Origin of the sequence: Streptomyces sp. NPDC001717, from assembly GCF_042892775.1 — a bacterium.
Taxonomy (GTDB): Bacteria; Actinomycetota; Actinomycetes; order Streptomycetales; family Streptomycetaceae; genus Streptomyces.
In genome coordinates this window covers 70,310-84,219 of sequence record NZ_JBIAUK010000011.1, presented here as the reverse complement: position 1 = coordinate 84,219, position 13,910 = coordinate 70,310, and the positions used below count along the sequence as shown (strand labels likewise).

Annotated in this window: 12 protein-coding genes; 3 read left to right on the top strand and 9 right to left on the bottom strand. The window is 73.1% G+C overall.

All coding sequences use genetic code 11. The features are described 5' to 3' along the window. Window positions 1-143: 143 nt before the first annotated feature. Together ACFYZL_RS19640 and ACFYZL_RS19635 are read right to left on the bottom strand one after the other, a co-directional pair. Entirely contained in the window at window positions 144-1,283 is a 1,140-nt protein-coding gene (locus ACFYZL_RS19640) for an agmatine deiminase family protein (RefSeq protein WP_384758393.1), read from the bottom strand. A gap of 129 nt (window positions 1,284-1,412) precedes the next feature. Beyond that, window positions 1,413-2,957 carry an APC family permease gene (locus tag ACFYZL_RS19635; RefSeq protein ID WP_388680370.1) on the bottom strand — a complete coding sequence of 515 codons (1,545 nt, stop codon included), beginning with the start codon at window positions 2,955-2,957 and terminating at the stop codon, window positions 1,413-1,415. A gap of 167 nt (window positions 2,958-3,124) precedes the next feature. On the opposite strand from ACFYZL_RS19635, the gene ACFYZL_RS19630 reads away from it, so the two are divergent. Both ACFYZL_RS19630 and ACFYZL_RS19625 read left to right on the top strand, forming a co-directional pair. Continuing rightward, window positions 3,125-3,772 (top strand): TetR/AcrR family transcriptional regulator, encoded by a 648-nt coding sequence (locus ACFYZL_RS19630; protein WP_388680367.1) that lies wholly within the window; start codon window positions 3,125-3,127, stop codon window positions 3,770-3,772. Window positions 3,773-3,954: 182 nt separating this feature from the next. Then, window positions 3,955-5,706: a VanW family protein gene (locus ACFYZL_RS19625; RefSeq protein ID WP_388680364.1), complete on the top strand. Its 1,752-nt coding sequence runs from the start codon at window positions 3,955-3,957 to the stop codon at window positions 5,704-5,706. An 80-nt stretch (window positions 5,707-5,786) separates the two neighbouring features. Here ACFYZL_RS19625 and ACFYZL_RS19620 read toward each other — a convergent pair whose 3' ends face one another. Further along, window positions 5,787-6,371 (bottom strand): HPP family protein, encoded by a 585-nt coding sequence (locus tag ACFYZL_RS19620; protein WP_388680361.1) that lies wholly within the window; start codon window positions 6,369-6,371, stop codon window positions 5,787-5,789. A 225-nt stretch (window positions 6,372-6,596) separates the two neighbouring features. Next, window positions 6,597-7,964: a M64 family metallopeptidase gene (locus ACFYZL_RS19615; RefSeq protein ID WP_388680358.1), complete on the bottom strand. Its 1,368-nt coding sequence runs from the start codon at window positions 7,962-7,964 to the stop codon at window positions 6,597-6,599. Window positions 7,965-8,105: 141 nt separating this feature from the next. Here ACFYZL_RS19615 and ACFYZL_RS19610 point away from each other — a divergent pair, with 141 nt between their 5' ends. Next, complete coding sequence (locus tag ACFYZL_RS19610) at window positions 8,106-9,473, top strand: tetratricopeptide repeat protein (RefSeq protein WP_384753822.1); 1,368 nt, start codon at window positions 8,106-8,108, stop codon at window positions 9,471-9,473. Here the strand turns inward: ACFYZL_RS19610 and ACFYZL_RS19605 are convergent. The 5 genes from ACFYZL_RS19605 to ACFYZL_RS19585 all read right to left on the bottom strand — a co-directional run bounded on the left by ACFYZL_RS19605 (window position 9,436) and on the right by ACFYZL_RS19585 (window position 13,856). Further along, window positions 9,436-10,959 carry an MFS transporter gene (locus ACFYZL_RS19605; protein WP_388680355.1) on the bottom strand — a complete coding sequence of 508 codons (1,524 nt, stop codon included), beginning with the start codon at window positions 10,957-10,959 and terminating at the stop codon, window positions 9,436-9,438. The two genes, ACFYZL_RS19610 and ACFYZL_RS19605, sit on opposite strands and share 38 nt — an antisense overlap. Before the next feature lie 154 nt (window positions 10,960-11,113). Beyond that, window positions 11,114-11,665, bottom strand: a complete 552-nt coding sequence (locus tag ACFYZL_RS19600; protein ID WP_388680352.1) for a TetR/AcrR family transcriptional regulator — start codon at window positions 11,663-11,665, stop codon at window positions 11,114-11,116. Window positions 11,666-11,753: 88 nt separating this feature from the next. Then, window positions 11,754-11,996, bottom strand: coding sequence for a DUF6158 family protein (locus ACFYZL_RS19595; RefSeq protein WP_384753813.1), 243 nt, complete (start codon window positions 11,994-11,996; stop codon window positions 11,754-11,756). 52 nt (window positions 11,997-12,048) lie between these two features. Continuing rightward, window positions 12,049-12,600, bottom strand: a complete 552-nt coding sequence (locus ACFYZL_RS19590; RefSeq protein WP_384753810.1) for a type 1 glutamine amidotransferase domain-containing protein — start codon at window positions 12,598-12,600, stop codon at window positions 12,049-12,051. Next, a complete protein-coding gene (locus ACFYZL_RS19585) occupies window positions 12,582-13,856 on the bottom strand; it encodes an MFS transporter (RefSeq protein WP_388680349.1) in 1,275 nt (424 codons plus the stop codon). Before ACFYZL_RS19585 ends, ACFYZL_RS19590 begins: the two co-directional genes overlap by 19 nt. Between the last annotated feature and the right edge of the window lie 54 nt (window positions 13,857-13,910).

The window sequence follows — 13,910 nt, the reverse complement described above, 5'->3', positions numbered from 1 at the left end:
GCGCTTCTCTGTGGGGTGTTGGGAGGCCGGGGGCTTGGACCCCTTGCTGACGTCCCCCCCCCGTGTGGGGTTACCGGGGGGGGGGGGCGGCGCCCCCCCCCGCGCGGCCCCCACCGGCCGGAGCGTTTGCGCGCCCTCCCGTACTACTGCACGCGTGGCACGTGCTGGGTGACGCAGTGGACGCCACCGCCGCCCCAGGCCAGGGTGCGGGCCGGGGTGCCGACCACCTGGCGGCCGGGGAAGAGCGACGCGAAGCACGCGAGGGCGAGCGCGTCGGACGGTTCACCCGAGAGCGGGACCACGACGCTGCCGGAGGTCAGGTAGTAGTTGGTGTAGCTGAAGGTCTCCACCAGCAGTCCCTTGTGCCGGAAGTGGGGCTGGTACTCCATCTCCACCACCTGGAAGGGCCTGCCGCAGGCGTCGGTCGCGGCTTGGAGCACCGCCTTGTTCGCGGCCATCCGGGCGTGGTTGGGGTCGGACGGATCGGGCTGGGTGTGGAGCAGGATCCTCGCCGGTCCCAGATAGGCGGCGACGAGGTCGACGTGACCGTTGGTGATGTCGTCGTGGTACAGGCCGTACGGCAGCCAGACGACCTTGCTCGCTCCGTACGAGGCGAGCAGCTGGGCTTCGATCTGGGCTCGGGTCATGCCCGGGTTCCGGTTCGGGTTGAGGAGGCATTCCTCGGTGGTGACGAGGGTGCCCTGGCCGTCGGTGAGGACCGAGCCGCCCTCCAGGATCATGCCGACCTGCGTGCGAGGATCGCCCAGGTGGGCGCACACGCCGACGGGGAGGAAGTCGTCCTTGTCATACGGGTACTTCCCGCCCCACCCGTTGAACCCGAAGTCGACTCCGGTGCGGTGCGTGCCGCCGGGGTTGACCACGAAGAGCGGTCCGGTGTCGCGGGTCCAGCAGTCGTTGAGCGGATACTCGATGACGGTGACCGTGCTGCCGCACTGTTGGCGCGCCTGGGCCGCCGTGCCCGGTTCGGCGAACATGAGCACCGGCTCGAAGCGGGCTATCTCCCGGGCGATCCCGGCGATCTCCGCCTGGACGTCGGCGAGCAGCGACCCCCAGCCGGCCGTCCTGTCCCAGGGCCAGGCCATCACGCAGCCCGCGTGCGGCTCCCATTCGGCCGGTGCGTGGAGCGGGTCCGAGCTCGCCTCGGCGAAGGCGGTGCGGCCGAGCAGGGGGACGGCGGCGGCCGCGAGTGCGGCGGCTCCGAATCCTCGGCGCGTCATGCGCGGTCGGTTCGTGCGCGGGAGGCCCGGGCGTGGCAGGTCCATGACATTACTCCTTCGATGTGCAGCGGATGCCGGAATCAAGGGGGATCTGCGGATCAGAAGCGGAGCAGAAGGGGGCGAACCCGGATCGGACGTCGATCGGAGGTGGATCAGACGCCGATCCGACGTCGATCAGAGGTGGTCGGCTGCGAGGACGCCCTCGCTCCGGTCACCCTCCGGCGCCGTGCGCAGCGCGTGGTGGGGCTTCCTGACCGCGAGGTAGACCAGTCCGGCCGTGATCACCGCGCCGGTGCCGATCAGACCGGCCCAGACCTGGTACCAGGGGGCGCCGGGCGGCGCCAGGATGGCCCGCGGCCAGCAGACGTTGACGACCTCGAAGGCGGTCCACAGCACGGCCAGCACGTTCAGGAAGGTGCCCTTGCGGCCGAGCCGGATGTGCCCGGAGGGGACCCAGGTGCCGCGCAGCCGGGCGATCAGCGCGGCCAGCGTGACCAGGAAGAACGGCAGGAAGGTGGCCGCGGTGCCGAAGGCGATCAGGCTGCCGATGGCGGTGGCGTTCAGGCCCAGCAGCAGGCCGGTACAGCTGACGAGGGTGGAGGCGATCAGGCCGCCGATGGGGGCCTGGCGGCGGTTGACCTTGCGCACGTGACGGGAGAGGGGGAAGCCGCCGTCACGGGCCAGCGAGTACACGCCGCGGGCGGCGCCGCCCTGGGAGGCCATGGCGCAGGCGAGGAAGCCGACCAGGACCACGGCGACGAAGGGCTTGTCCGACCAGGAGCCGAAGGCGGTGGTGACGGCGGTCGTCACCGGGTCGAGGTCCTCACCGGCGACGACGGCCGCGGGCGAGGGGTGGGCGAGGGCCACGGCCATCGCGTTGAGGATGACGACGAGGCCGACGCTGAGCAGCGCCCACCACATGGCGCGCGGCACCTGCCGGCCGGCGTCCTTGGTCTCCTCGGCGGTGGAGACGCAGGCGTCGAACCCGATGAACCCCCAGCCCGCGACCGCCAGTACGGCCAGGAAGGCCATCGTGGTCGATCCGCCGGACAGCTCCTCGGCGCCGAGGGTCTCGGTGAACAGGGAGAAGCCGTGTTCGCGGAAGAACAGCAGCAGCGCGAAGCCGACCAGTACGGAGGCGATGGCCTCGGCGGCGATGCCCAGGGAGACGAACAGGCTCAGGATCCTGATCCCGTACGCGTTGACGAGCATGCAGGCCAGCAGGATCCCGGCGGCCACGGCGACCATGGCGCCCGGCGTGGGGGTGACGCCGACGAGGGCGAAGACCCAGGGGGCCGCCAGGTAGGCGACGGTGGTGTTGCCGAACATGACGGCGAACTGCCACACCCAGCCGCTCATCCAGCCGAAGGACGGACCGAGCAGCCGGCGCCCCCACTGGTAGGGCCCGCCGGCGAGCGGCCACTGGGAGGCGAGCTCGGAGTAGACGTTCACGACGAGGCACTGGCCGAGCAGCACGATCGGCAGCGCCCACACCCAGGCGGGGCCGGCGATCATCGTGCCGACCATGGAGACGGCGTAAAGGGCCACGACCGGCGAGACCACGGCGAAGCCCATGGCGATGTTGCCGAGGACGCCGAGGCTGCGGTTCAGCTCCTGGGTGTAGCCCAGGTCCGTCATCCGGGCCGCGTCCGCGTCCGTGCCGGCGCTCACGTCCGCGCTCGTGAGCGCGTCCGTGCGGGGGGAGGGAAGGTCTGGCATGTGTACCTCTCACGATGCCGGAGCGCGCCGGGGGCGGCCGACGCGTCCCGGCGACTAAATCTAACGTCGTTAGGTTTCGGGATTGCGGGGACCTTAACCCGACCCGGACCCCAGGGGAAGACCCTGCCAACGGGTAACCTGACGGCCACGAACGAGGGGGATCACACGTGGGCCGTCCGAACCAGCCGCTGCTCAGCCGCGGGAACATCGCCCGCGCGGCCCTCGAACTGCTCGACGAGGACGGCCCCCAGGCCCTCAAGATGCGGACGCTCGCCGACCGGCTCGGGGTCAAGGGCGCGTCGCTCTACCACCACGTCGCCTCCAAGGAGGACGTGCTGGACGCCGTCTCGGAGCTGATCAACGAGGAGATCGACCTGAGCCCGCTCGACGGGCCCGACTGGCGCGAGGGGATCGCGGCGTACGCGCGCGGCTACCGTCGGGTGTACCTGCGCCACCCGAACGCGATCGCGCCGGCGGCCCGCCGCCGGGTCGAGGCGGACCGGGCGCTGCGCGGATACGACGCCCTGCTCGCGGCCCTCGTCCGGGCGGGCTGCACACCGGCGCGGGCCGCCGAGGCCGCCGCCGCCATCGACTACCTCGTACTGGGCTCCGCACTGGAGACCTTCACCGCGGGCTTCACCCGCCCCGCCGCCGAGTACCGGCCCGCGTACCCGGCGCTCGCCGACTCCCTCGCCGAGTCGGCCACCACCGGGGAGGGCCTGGACGCGCTCGACGACCGCGGCTTCGAACTGGGTCTGCGCCTGGTCCTCGACGGCCTGACCGTCGGACCCGGAGCACCCTCGCCCACCATGTGAGAACCGTTACCTTCTCTCCCTAATCGGACATTTCCATGGTGATGATGGATGACCTCAACCGTCATCTATGCGCCCCTGCCGCGGCCTGCGAGCCCCGGCGACCGGTCGGCGACCGGTCCGGCGCCACAAGGAGAGATGTGCGACCTGCGGGCAGCTGGACACGTAATCGGCGGATCGCCGCGATGACGACGGGCGGCGCCCTGGTCCTCGGACTGGGCGGCCTCTACGTCGCCGGGCTCGCGGCCGGGGACGACATCGCCTCCGGGACCCGCGTCCGCGGCGTGGACATCGGCGGCATGAGCCCCGCGGCGGCGGAGCGCAAGCTGACCGACGCCTTGGGGCCGCAGGCCACCGCGCCGGTCGCCGTGCGCGTCGGCGACCGGGTCGAGGAGGTCACCCCTGCCGCCGTCGGGCTGTCCCTGGACGCCGCCGCGACCGTCGACCGCGCCGCGGGCGAGGCGCCCGGGCCGTTCGGCGTCATCGGCCGGCTGTTCGCCTCCGGGAACCCCGACGTCGAGCCCGTGATCCGGACGGACGAGAAGACCGCGCGCGCCGGCGTCGACCGGCTCCGCGTGAGCACCGCACAGCAGGTCCGCGACGGTTCCATATCCTTCGACACGGGCAGGCCGAAGGTGGTCGCCGCGCAGAGCGGCGTCACCCTCGAACAGGACGCGGCCCTCGACACCCTGCGGGCCGCGTACCTGGCGCCCCGCACGGACGGCGGCCCGCTCGAACTGCCGGTCCGGCGCACCGAGCCGCGCGTGGGGGCCGATGAGACCAAGCGCGCCCTGCGCGAGTTCGCGGCGCCCGCGGTCTCCGGGCCCGTCACCCTCACCGTGGCCGACACCCGCGTACCCGTCAGCCCCGTGGTCCTCGGCGAGCACCTGAAGATGAAGGCCGACGACACCGGCCGGCTCGTGCCGACGCTGGACTCGGGCGGTCTGCTGGCCGACCCCGCCGTGGCCGGCCCCCTCGGGGAGGCCGTCGGCTCACCGCGCGACGCCGTGCTCGGCCTCGACGCGAACGGCCGCGCCGTGGTCACGGAGTCGAGCCGCTCCGGACACGAGGTCACCGAGGAGGCCCTCGGCCGGGCCGTGATGCCGCTGCTCACCCGCTCGGGCGCCGCCCGGAGCGCCGTGGTGGCCACCACGGCCGTCCAGCCGGAGCTCACCGACGCCGAGGCGCGGCGGCTGGGCATCAAGGAGAAGCTCTCCTCCTTCACCGTTCAGTTCCCGGCGGCCCCGTACCGGTCCAAGAACATCGGCCGGGCGGTGGAGCTGATCAACGGCTCCGTGGTGATGCCGGGGAAGGAATGGAGCTTCAACCGCACGGTCGGCGAGCGCACCAAGGAGAACGGCTTTGTCGACGGCATCATGATCAACGACGGGCGGTACGTGAAGTCGCCCGGCGGCGGCGTGTCCGCGGTCGCCACGACGATGTACAACGCCGTGTTCTTCGCCGGTCTCAAGCCTCTGGAGCACGGGGCGCACTCCTTCTACATCGAGCGCTACCCGGAGGGTCGGGAGGCGACCGTCGCCTGGGGCACCCTCGACCTGCGCTGGCTCAACGACTCGGGCCACCCCGTCTACGTCCAGGCGCAGTCGACCGACACCTCGCTGACGATCACCCTGCTGGGGACGAGGAAGTACGACGAGATCCGCGCGACCAAGGGTCCGCGCACCAACGTCACCCCGCCGGCCAAGCACACGGACACCGGCCCGACCTGCGAGGTCCAGACGCCCCTGGAGGGCTTCGACGTCAAGGTCGGCCGGATCTTCGTCAAGGGCGGCCAGGAGGTCAAGAGCGAGGAGTACTCGACCCACTACACCCCGCGTGACGAGATCGTCTGCGAGCCCGCCCCGACAGCGTCCACCACGCCGGGCGCCGCCCCGGCGGCGACGGCGCAGGCGGTGCCGTCCCCCGGCTCGGCGTAGTACGGTCCGGCTCCGGCCCAGGGCCCGGCATTCGGATCAGGCGCGAGCCCGGCACGATCCGAAAGCCGGGCCCCGGTCCGTCACCACCAGTAGACGGGGTAGGCCGGAGCCTTCCGGCGGACGCGGGAAGCGGCGTACCCGGTCAGTACGAGCAGGACGGTCGCGCCGAACAGCAGCGGGACGAACCGGCCGGGGGCGGGCGTCTGGAGCACGATGATCACGGCGGTGGCGACGGCCGGCGAATGCGGGGTGCGAGCGAGCATGTTGAGGCCGAGCGTGAGGCCCGCCGCCACGGCGGCCGCCCAGGCGCTGCTGCCGGCCGCCGCGAGTACGGCGTAGCCCATCGCACTGCCCAGCAGGTGGCCGATGACCACGTTGCGCGGCTGCGCGAGCGGAAGGTTCGGGGCGCTGTGGACCAGCGCGGCGCTCGCGGCCAGCGGGGGTATCAGCACCGGTTCGTGGATCATCGCGCCGATCGCGACGAGGGCCAGCAGGACGGTGGTCGCCGCCGCGATGCTGTGCAGGGCCGCCGCCGGGGCGGGCCTGGCCGGCGCCCGCACGACGAGCCCCGGCCACCGGCGCACCGGAGCGCTGTCGGGTGCCGGTGGGGAATCGACGTCCGGGGCGGGTGTCGGCTGCGGGCGGAGCGCGGCGTTCGTACTCATTTCAGCTGTTTCCGGGCAGGCGGCCGCGCAGCGGCCGGGGCGGGCAGGACGACGCCGGGCAAGGGTGGTGCCGGGACAGGTGCGAACGCCCCGGGACTGCGGGTGGCCGGGGACATTTCAGACGACCCTACCTGGCGGGTGCCCGGCAACCGCTGCCGAGGGGGGTGACTTTGCTCCTACGAGGGGCCGGGCCCGCCCGCCGGCGGGCCCGGTCCGCCGAGGACCTCAGAGCCTGACGCTCCACGCGGCCGTGGCGCGCAGGGTCTTCGCGATCTCCGGGTCGCGCACCGACGGGGACCGGTCCTCGGCCGTCACCGACAGCCGGTGCGTGCGCAGGTCGAAGAGCCGGAGTTCCGCCACGGCCACCTCGGTGCGGCCCTCCAGCCGCTTCAACTCCTTGCCGTCGAGGTACCAGCGGACCGTCATCCGACGCCCGTCGGCGGCCTCCAGGGTCGGCACGGCCACCTTCGCCCGGTCCCACAGCCGCAGGGTGCGGTCGGTCGGGGTGAGCGCGGTGACGATCCTGGCGTGCTGGTAGAAGCCGGCGATCATCGCCTCGGTGCCCGGGAGGTTGAACGGCTTCCCCAGCACCCGCATGATCGAGTTGTCGGTGGGCCGGTACAGCCCGGTCACGTAGTAGCCGCCGCCCTCGTACGCGCCGACCGTGCCGCCGTCCGGTGACGGCTCGCCCAGCCAGCGGTACCACTTGGCCCGTCGGCTCGCCATCCGGTCGGCGGGAAGGCCGGAGACGTTGGATTCGCCCGGCTCGGGGCCGGTGTACTTCTCGTAGTCCGGGACGCCGGGGTAGAAGTACTCGTCGGCGAGCTTGCCCAGCGAGTGGCCTGTCTCGTGGATGGCGACCTGGCCCGACTTGGCATGGCCCGCCGAGGCCGTCGAGATCCCCTCGTAGCCGAGGGTGGCGCTGCGCTCGTTGTAGCCCGCGCCGCCGTACTTGGCGCTGTTGGCCAGCACGATCACCAGGTCGGCCGCGGGCGCCTTCGCCACGTACGCGTCGACCTTGGGTTGGTCCACGCAGAGCAGCCGCTCGATGTCCTCGCACCAGAAGTACGAACCGAGGGCGGTGTCGCGCGCGGTGGCGCGGTCGGGGTCGCCGGTGACTCCGGAGTCGTGGGAGACCGCGTCGACGGTCCAGACGTTGAAGAGGTTGCGGTAGGTGGTGTACGGCTCGACGGCCGTCACCTCGGCCCACTTCTGCGCCGCGTCGGCGTGGAACCGGTCCAGTTCGGCGGCCGTGTAGCCGTCCCCGATGACGACGACGTCGAGACGGTCGGCGGTGGGGCCGTTGTCGACCATTTTGGCGACCTCGCCGTCGGCGGCCCGTTCGGCCGGGCTCAGCCCGCGGGCGGTCTTCGCCGGACCGGCGCCGCCCGGCGGGACCAGGACGTGCCCGGATCCGGCGTCGCCGCCCTGTTCGGGCCCCGGTATCTCGACGGCCACCCGCGGCTTCGCCGATGGTTCGCCGCTCGTGGCGCGGGCGGGGCCCGCGGCCACCAGAACGGCCGTCGCGCAGGCCGCCGCGGCGACCGCGCGCAGGGCGGCGCGTGCGGCGCCCGGGCGTGTACCGACGTCCATGAAGTCCTCCCCCGTGAAAGGTAGTTAAGCATTCGGTTAAGTCTGCTGAATCAGCTGCTTAAACTAAGCGCGGTGCCGGGGCGTTCGCAATGGCCCACTCCCCCCTGAATACTGGGGAGTTCGAGCGATCAGGGAGTTTCCATGGACGAACCGGCCGACATCGGGCGCAGGGTTCAGCGCCTGCGCAGCGAACTCGGCCTGACCCAGCGCCGGCTGGCGGAGCCGTCCTACACCTCCGCCTACATCTCCACCCTGGAGTCGGGCAAGGTCCGCCCGTCCGAGACGGCGCTGCGCTTCCTCGCCGAGCGCCTGGGCACCTCGTACGAGGAACTCGCCACGGGCCGCCCCGCCCACCTGGCCACGGAGCTGCGCCTGGCCCTCACCGACGCCCAGCAGACCCTGGCGACGGGTGAGGCCGACGAGGCCGCCGACCGCTACCGGGCCCTGCTGGCCCGGGCGGAGGAGCTGGCCCTGCCGGCCGAGCAGGCGGAGGCCCGCCTCGGGCTGGGTGACTGCGCCCTGGAGTCCGGCGAACTGGCCGCGGCGATCGACCACTTCGAGGAGGCCGAGCGGCTGCTGGCCGACGAGCCGCTCCCCCGCCGGGCGCGCCCGATCCGGGGGCGCGCCGTGGCGCACCTGCTGTCGGGCGAGCTGCGCTACGCCTGCTACCTCCTCGAATCCACCATCGACGAGCTGGGCGCGAGCGGCCTCGCCGATCCCGAGGCGCTGGTGCTGCTCTACGCCGCGGTGATCGGGCCGTACATCGACATGGGCGCCCACGCCCGCGCCGCGCGCGCCGCCGAGCTGGCGCTCGCGCTGGCTCCGCAGGTGGGCGATCCGGCACTGGTGGCGGGCATGCACCGGCAGGTGGCGCGGACGTTCCTCGCGGAGGGACGGATCGCCGACGCCGACGCCTCCCTCGCCAGGGCCCAGGAGATCTACGGGCAGCTGCGGCTGCGGACCGATCTGGCGCACTGCCACTGGATGCGCGGCTACGTCCACGCCCAGAACGGCGAACTCGCCTCGGCGGAGCGGGAGCTGCGCACGGCCCGGTCCATGCTGTCGGCCCGCCGGGCCGCCCTGTACACGGCGCAGGTGGAGGTGGAGCTCGCGGACGTGCTGCGCCGGCTCGGTCGGTACGAGGAGGCGGCCGGGCTGCTGTCGACGCTGCTGGAGCTGGGCGAACGGCACGGCAGGGTGCACGCGGGCGGCGCCCACCGGCTCCTCGGCCTGATGGCCGAGGAGCGCGGTGAGACCGATGCGGCCGAGCGGCACTACGTACAGGCGCTGGCACTGCTGGAACGCAGCGGGGCGACGGGCGATCTGGCCGACCTGTGCCGGCTGCTGGGCGATCTGCTGCGGCGCACGGGCCGGGTGGAGGCGGCGCTCGACGCCTACCGGACCGGGCTCGGGCACCGCGCGGCGCCGGGCACCACCACGCTGGGCCCGGCGCCGGCCGGGCTCGGCCCGGTCAGTGGTTCTCGGTGGGCCGCAGGTCGCGGGGAATGAGCGTCCAGGTGGTGGCCGCCGCGGCGACCGCGAGGGCGCCCGCCATCAGGAACGCGGGGGTGATCGCCAGGGTGTAGGCGTGCGAGGCCGCGTCGAGCAGGGTCTGGCCGACGGCGCCGCCGAGGCGTTCGGCGGTGTGCGCCGCCTCGCCCACGGAGTCCCGTACGGCGGCCGTGGTGGGGCCGTCCAGTCCCAGGGCGGGCAGGTTGCCGCGGTAGAGCGCGGCGGCCGTGGAGCCGAGGATGGCGACGCCCATGGCCGAGCCGAGCTCGTAGCAGGTCTCCTCGATGGCGGCGGCGCTGGAGACCTCCGCCGCGGGGGCGGTGGAGATCAGCGTCACCGAGGCGACCGTGGTCGCCGTGCCGGCGCCGAGGCCCATGATGGTCAGGGCGGCGGCGAAGGCGGGGTAGCCGAGGTCCGTGAACTGCTGGAACACCCAGGGCAGGGCCATTCCGGCGGCGAGTACGACCAGTCCGGCGCCGAGCACGTGGCGGATCGCGAAACGCTGCATGAGGGTGGGGGCCACCATCGAGGCGACGATCAGCGCGAGCGGCGCGGGCAGCAGGCGCAGGCCGGCCTCCAGCGGGGTGTAGCCCTGGCCGTACTGGAACCACTGGGTGACGAGGAACAGGATCGCGCCCATGCCCACCATCGGCAGGAAGATCGCGGTGGCGGCGACGCTGAAGGCGGGCTTGGCGAACAGCCACACCTGGAGCAGCGGGTTCGGCACGCGCAGCTGACGGCGCACGAAGACGGTCAGCGCCACGGCGGCGACGAGGAGCAGGGCCCAGGGCAACGGGTCGGCGACCCCGCTCTTGCCGAGCTGCTTGATGCCGCCCGCGAGGGCGAGCATGCCGACGACGGACTGGGCGACACCCCACCAGTCCCAGGCGCCGTCGGTGCGCGGGGCGCGCGATTCGGGGAGGTAGCGCATGCCGGTCGCCATGATCACGGCGGCGACGGGGAGGTTCAGGAGGAAGGCGGAGTGCCAGCCGTAGTCCTGTACGAGCAGGCCGCCGATGACCGGACCGAAGGCCATGCCGCCGCCGAAGACGGCGGCCCAGACGGCGAGGGCGAAGGCGCGCTCCTTGGCGTCGGTGAAGACGCTGCGCAGGATCGACAGGGTGGACGGCATGATGGCCGCGCCGCCGACGCCGAGCAGGGCGCGGGCCGCGATCACGTGCCAGGCCTCGGTGGACAGCACGGCGATGAGGGAGGCCAGCGAGAAGATCGCGAAACCGGCCATGAGCAGCCGCTTGCGGCCCCAGCGGTCGCCGAGGGCGCCCGCGGTGACGAGCAGGCCGGACAGGGCGAGCGCGTAGACGTCGATGATCCACAGCTGCTGGACCGCGCCCGGCCGGAGGTCGCCGACGAGGGAGGGGAAGGCCACGTTGAGGATCGTGGTGTCCATGGAGATCAGCAGGAGGCTGCCGGAGAGGATCGCGAGGACGATCCACCGGCGGGGGTCCTGCGTGGGGGTGTGCATGGGAATCCGTTCGGAGTCGAGCGGGGCTCGGGTCGGGGTGTTCGGGGTTCGGCCGGACGCCAGACAGTCGGCCGTGCGCCAGGCCGTCGGCCGTGCGCCGGGCCGTCGGCCGTGCGCCGGGCCGTCGGCCGTGCGCCAGACAGTCGGTCGTGCGCTAGGCAGTCGGTCGTGCGCCGCCGAGGAAGGAGGTGAGGACCAGTCGGCCGATCTCGCGGGGTGCGAGGTGGCCGTCGCGCACGCCCTCGGCGGCGGCGTCGAGCAGGCCCCAAAGGGAGTACCAGATCCAGTAGGGCGGGAGGTCGGCGCGCAGCCGCCCCAGCCGCTGGCCGAGCCCGAGGAAGGCGAGGGCCCGCTGGTCCTGCCGGTCCACGCCGGCCCGGAACTGGGGGTCGGCGAGCACGGTGGCGTCGCGCGTGGTGAAGCCGTACAGGTGCGCGGCGGGCAGCAGGGCCACGACGAGTTCCTCGAGGGCCGCGTCGAAGGCGGCCCCGTCGGCGCTCTTCGGCAGGTCGGCCGGGGTGAGACAGGCGTCGACCACCTGGATGGCCCGGACGGCGACGGCCTTCAGCAAGGCCTCGCGGGTCGCGTAGCGGCGGCTGAGGGTGGCGCGACTGGTGCCGATGCCCGCGGCGATCTGCACCATCGAGGCGCTGTGGTCGCCGGCGAGGACCCGGGCGGCCGCGTCCAGCAGTTCTTCTTCACGCACGAGAGTGAGCCTCCTTCGCCTCGGATGATACAAAATTGTCTCACCTGAGGCAAAGGAGGTTCACTCCCTGCTCTTGTTCCCCTGGGGCCTACTCCCCGTTGGTGCGCGCGCGGGCGCCCTCGCGGGTGCGGGACGCGGTCTGGGCGCGCTGCGGGTGGCGGCGCACGTACTCGTGCTCCAGCTCGTTCATCCGCTTGGTGTGGGTGACCAGGGCATCGTCGGACCCGTGCAGCAGGGTCTCGTGGCGCGTGCGGTGGATGGCTTCCAGCTCCTTGAGGAGCCTGCCCTCCTCCAGCCTGCTCGCCGACGGACCGCCGTCGTGCTCCGTCATGTCGCGTGCACCTCCTCGGCACGAGTCCTGCGGGCTTCGTCCCCCGCCTCCATCATGCGCCGCCGGGGCTCCGGCCGCCGATCTCCGCGACGAGGGCGCCGCAGAAGGCCTTGAGGTCGCGCGGTCTGCGGCTGGTGATCAGGGTGGTCGGCGCCGCGCGGCAGACGTGGACCTCCTCGTCGACCCAGGTGCCGCCGGCGTTGCGGATGTCGGTCGCGAGGCTGGGATACGAGGTCAGGGTCCTGCCGCGCAGTACGTCGGCCTCGACCAGGATCCAGGGGGCGTGACAGATCGCGGCGACCGGTCTGCCCGTCTCGAAGAACTCCCGGACGAACGCGACGGCCCGCCGGTCCATGCGCAGGGTGTCGGGGTTGGCGAGGCCGCCGGGCAGTACGAGCGCGTCGAACGCCTCCGCCGGGTCCTCGCCCAGGACGTGGTCGACGGCGTGGGCCCCGGCCTTGTCGAGGTGGCGGTAGGCGCGGACGACGCCCGGCTTCGTGGAGACCAGCCGGGGGATGGAGCCCGCCTCCAGCACGGCCTTCCAGGGCACGGTCAGTTCGACTTCCTCGACGCCCTCGGGCGCCGTCAGGAACGCGATGCGCATGCGGGTGGCCTCCTTCCCTCCTCCCAGGGTGCCCGCTCGGGCAGGACCCGGGCGCGCGGGAGCCCGCGAATGGGGGGTGCGAGGATCAGGGCGGCCGCGCAGCAGGCGCTGATCACGGCCCCCACCAGGAGCAGGCGGTGGACGCCGAAGAGCGCGCTCGCGGGGCCGGCGAGGGCTTGGCCGAAGGGGATCGCCAGGACCGATCCGGCGATCTCGTACGCGGTGACGCGGCCCAGCCGGTCCGCCGGGATCTGCGTCTGCACGGCAGTGGCCCACTGGACGCCCCAGAACGCCCAGCCGACCCCGCTCAGCCCGTACCCCAGGAGGAGCAGCGGCAGCGCGGGGACCAGGGCGGCCGCCAGCGGCATCAACGGGAACAGGAACATCGCGACGCCGCCCGCGAAGAGCGGCCTGGAGGGCCGGATCCGGATCGCGACCAGGCCGCCGAGCACGCAGCCGGCCCCGAACGCGCTCTCCGCGTAGCCGAAGGCCGCCTTGCCGTGGGCCTCCATGACGGAGACCGCGCCGAGCGGGGTGACCGGGCCCCAGACCAGGACCCCCAGGACCCACCAGATGAGGATGACCCCCCACATCCAGGACCGGGAGCGGAATTCGACCCAGCCGGTCCTCAGGTTGGCGAGGGTGGAGGCGGACCGGTCGACCTCGAACCGGGGCAGTCGCAGCGCCGCGAGGCAGGCGGCGCTGACCGCGAAGGTGGCCGCGTCGACCGCGAACACGGTGGCGGCCGAGGTGACGGCGACGAGCAGCCCGGCGAGTGCCGGACCCGCCATCGTGGCGATGCCCTGGCTCACCCGGAGCACCCCGTTGGCCCGTTGCGTGTCCTCGGCGACCTGGGGCACGAGGCTGGAGACCCCCGGCTGGAACATCGCGGTCGCGACCCCGCCGAGCACCGCGCCGCCGATGATGAACCACAGGGGCGGGTGGCCCAGCCAGAGGTAGGCGGCGAGGCCGGCCTGGAGCAGGCACCGGACCGCGTCCGCACCGATCATCAGCGGCCGGGGGTGGAACCGGTCCGAGAACACCCCGCCGAAGACGACGAAGAGGGCGAACGCCCCCATCCACGCGCCCAGCGCGAAACCGACCCCGCTCACCCCGTGGCCGAGCCCGAGCATCGCCACGGCCATCGCGACCGGGATCATCGTGTCGCCCACCACCGACAGGGTGCGGGCGGTGAAGTAGAGGGTGAAGTTCCCCGTCCGGAAACGGGACTTGACGGCAGCAGTGGTCGAGACCATTTGCGCATCCTCCGACGCGCGGCCCTCGCGGTCAAGCGCTTTGGCGCGCCGGTA

What these genes read in the sequence shown, in the direction of transcription:
- ACFYZL_RS19640 (WP_384758393.1), bottom strand. Translation starts at nt 1,283, where the DNA reads ATGGACCTGCCACGCCCGGGCCTCCCGCGCACGAACCGACCGCGCATG.
- ACFYZL_RS19635 (WP_388680370.1), bottom strand. Translation starts at nt 2,957, where the DNA reads ATGCCAGACCTTCCCTCCCCCCGCACGGACGCGCTCACGAGCGCGGAC.
- ACFYZL_RS19625 (WP_388680364.1), top strand. Translation starts at nt 3,955, where the DNA reads ATGACGACGGGCGGCGCCCTGGTCCTCGGACTGGGCGGCCTCTACGTC.
- ACFYZL_RS19620 (WP_388680361.1), bottom strand. Translation starts at nt 6,371, where the DNA reads ATGAGTACGAACGCCGCGCTCCGCCCGCAGCCGACACCCGCCCCGGAC.
- ACFYZL_RS19615 (WP_388680358.1), bottom strand. Translation starts at nt 7,964, where the DNA reads ATGGACGTCGGTACACGCCCGGGCGCCGCACGCGCCGCCCTGCGCGCG.
- ACFYZL_RS19610 (WP_384753822.1), top strand. Translation starts at nt 8,106, where the DNA reads ATGGACGAACCGGCCGACATCGGGCGCAGGGTTCAGCGCCTGCGCAGC.
- ACFYZL_RS19605 (WP_388680355.1), bottom strand. Translation starts at nt 10,959, where the DNA reads ATGCACACCCCCACGCAGGACCCCCGCCGGTGGATCGTCCTCGCGATC.
- ACFYZL_RS19595 (WP_384753813.1), bottom strand. Translation starts at nt 11,996, where the DNA reads ATGACGGAGCACGACGGCGGTCCGTCGGCGAGCAGGCTGGAGGAGGGC.
- ACFYZL_RS19590 (WP_384753810.1), bottom strand. Translation starts at nt 12,600, where the DNA reads ATGCGCATCGCGTTCCTGACGGCGCCCGAGGGCGTCGAGGAAGTCGAA.
- ACFYZL_RS19585 (WP_388680349.1), bottom strand. Translation starts at nt 13,856, where the DNA reads ATGGTCTCGACCACTGCTGCCGTCAAGTCCCGTTTCCGGACGGGGAAC.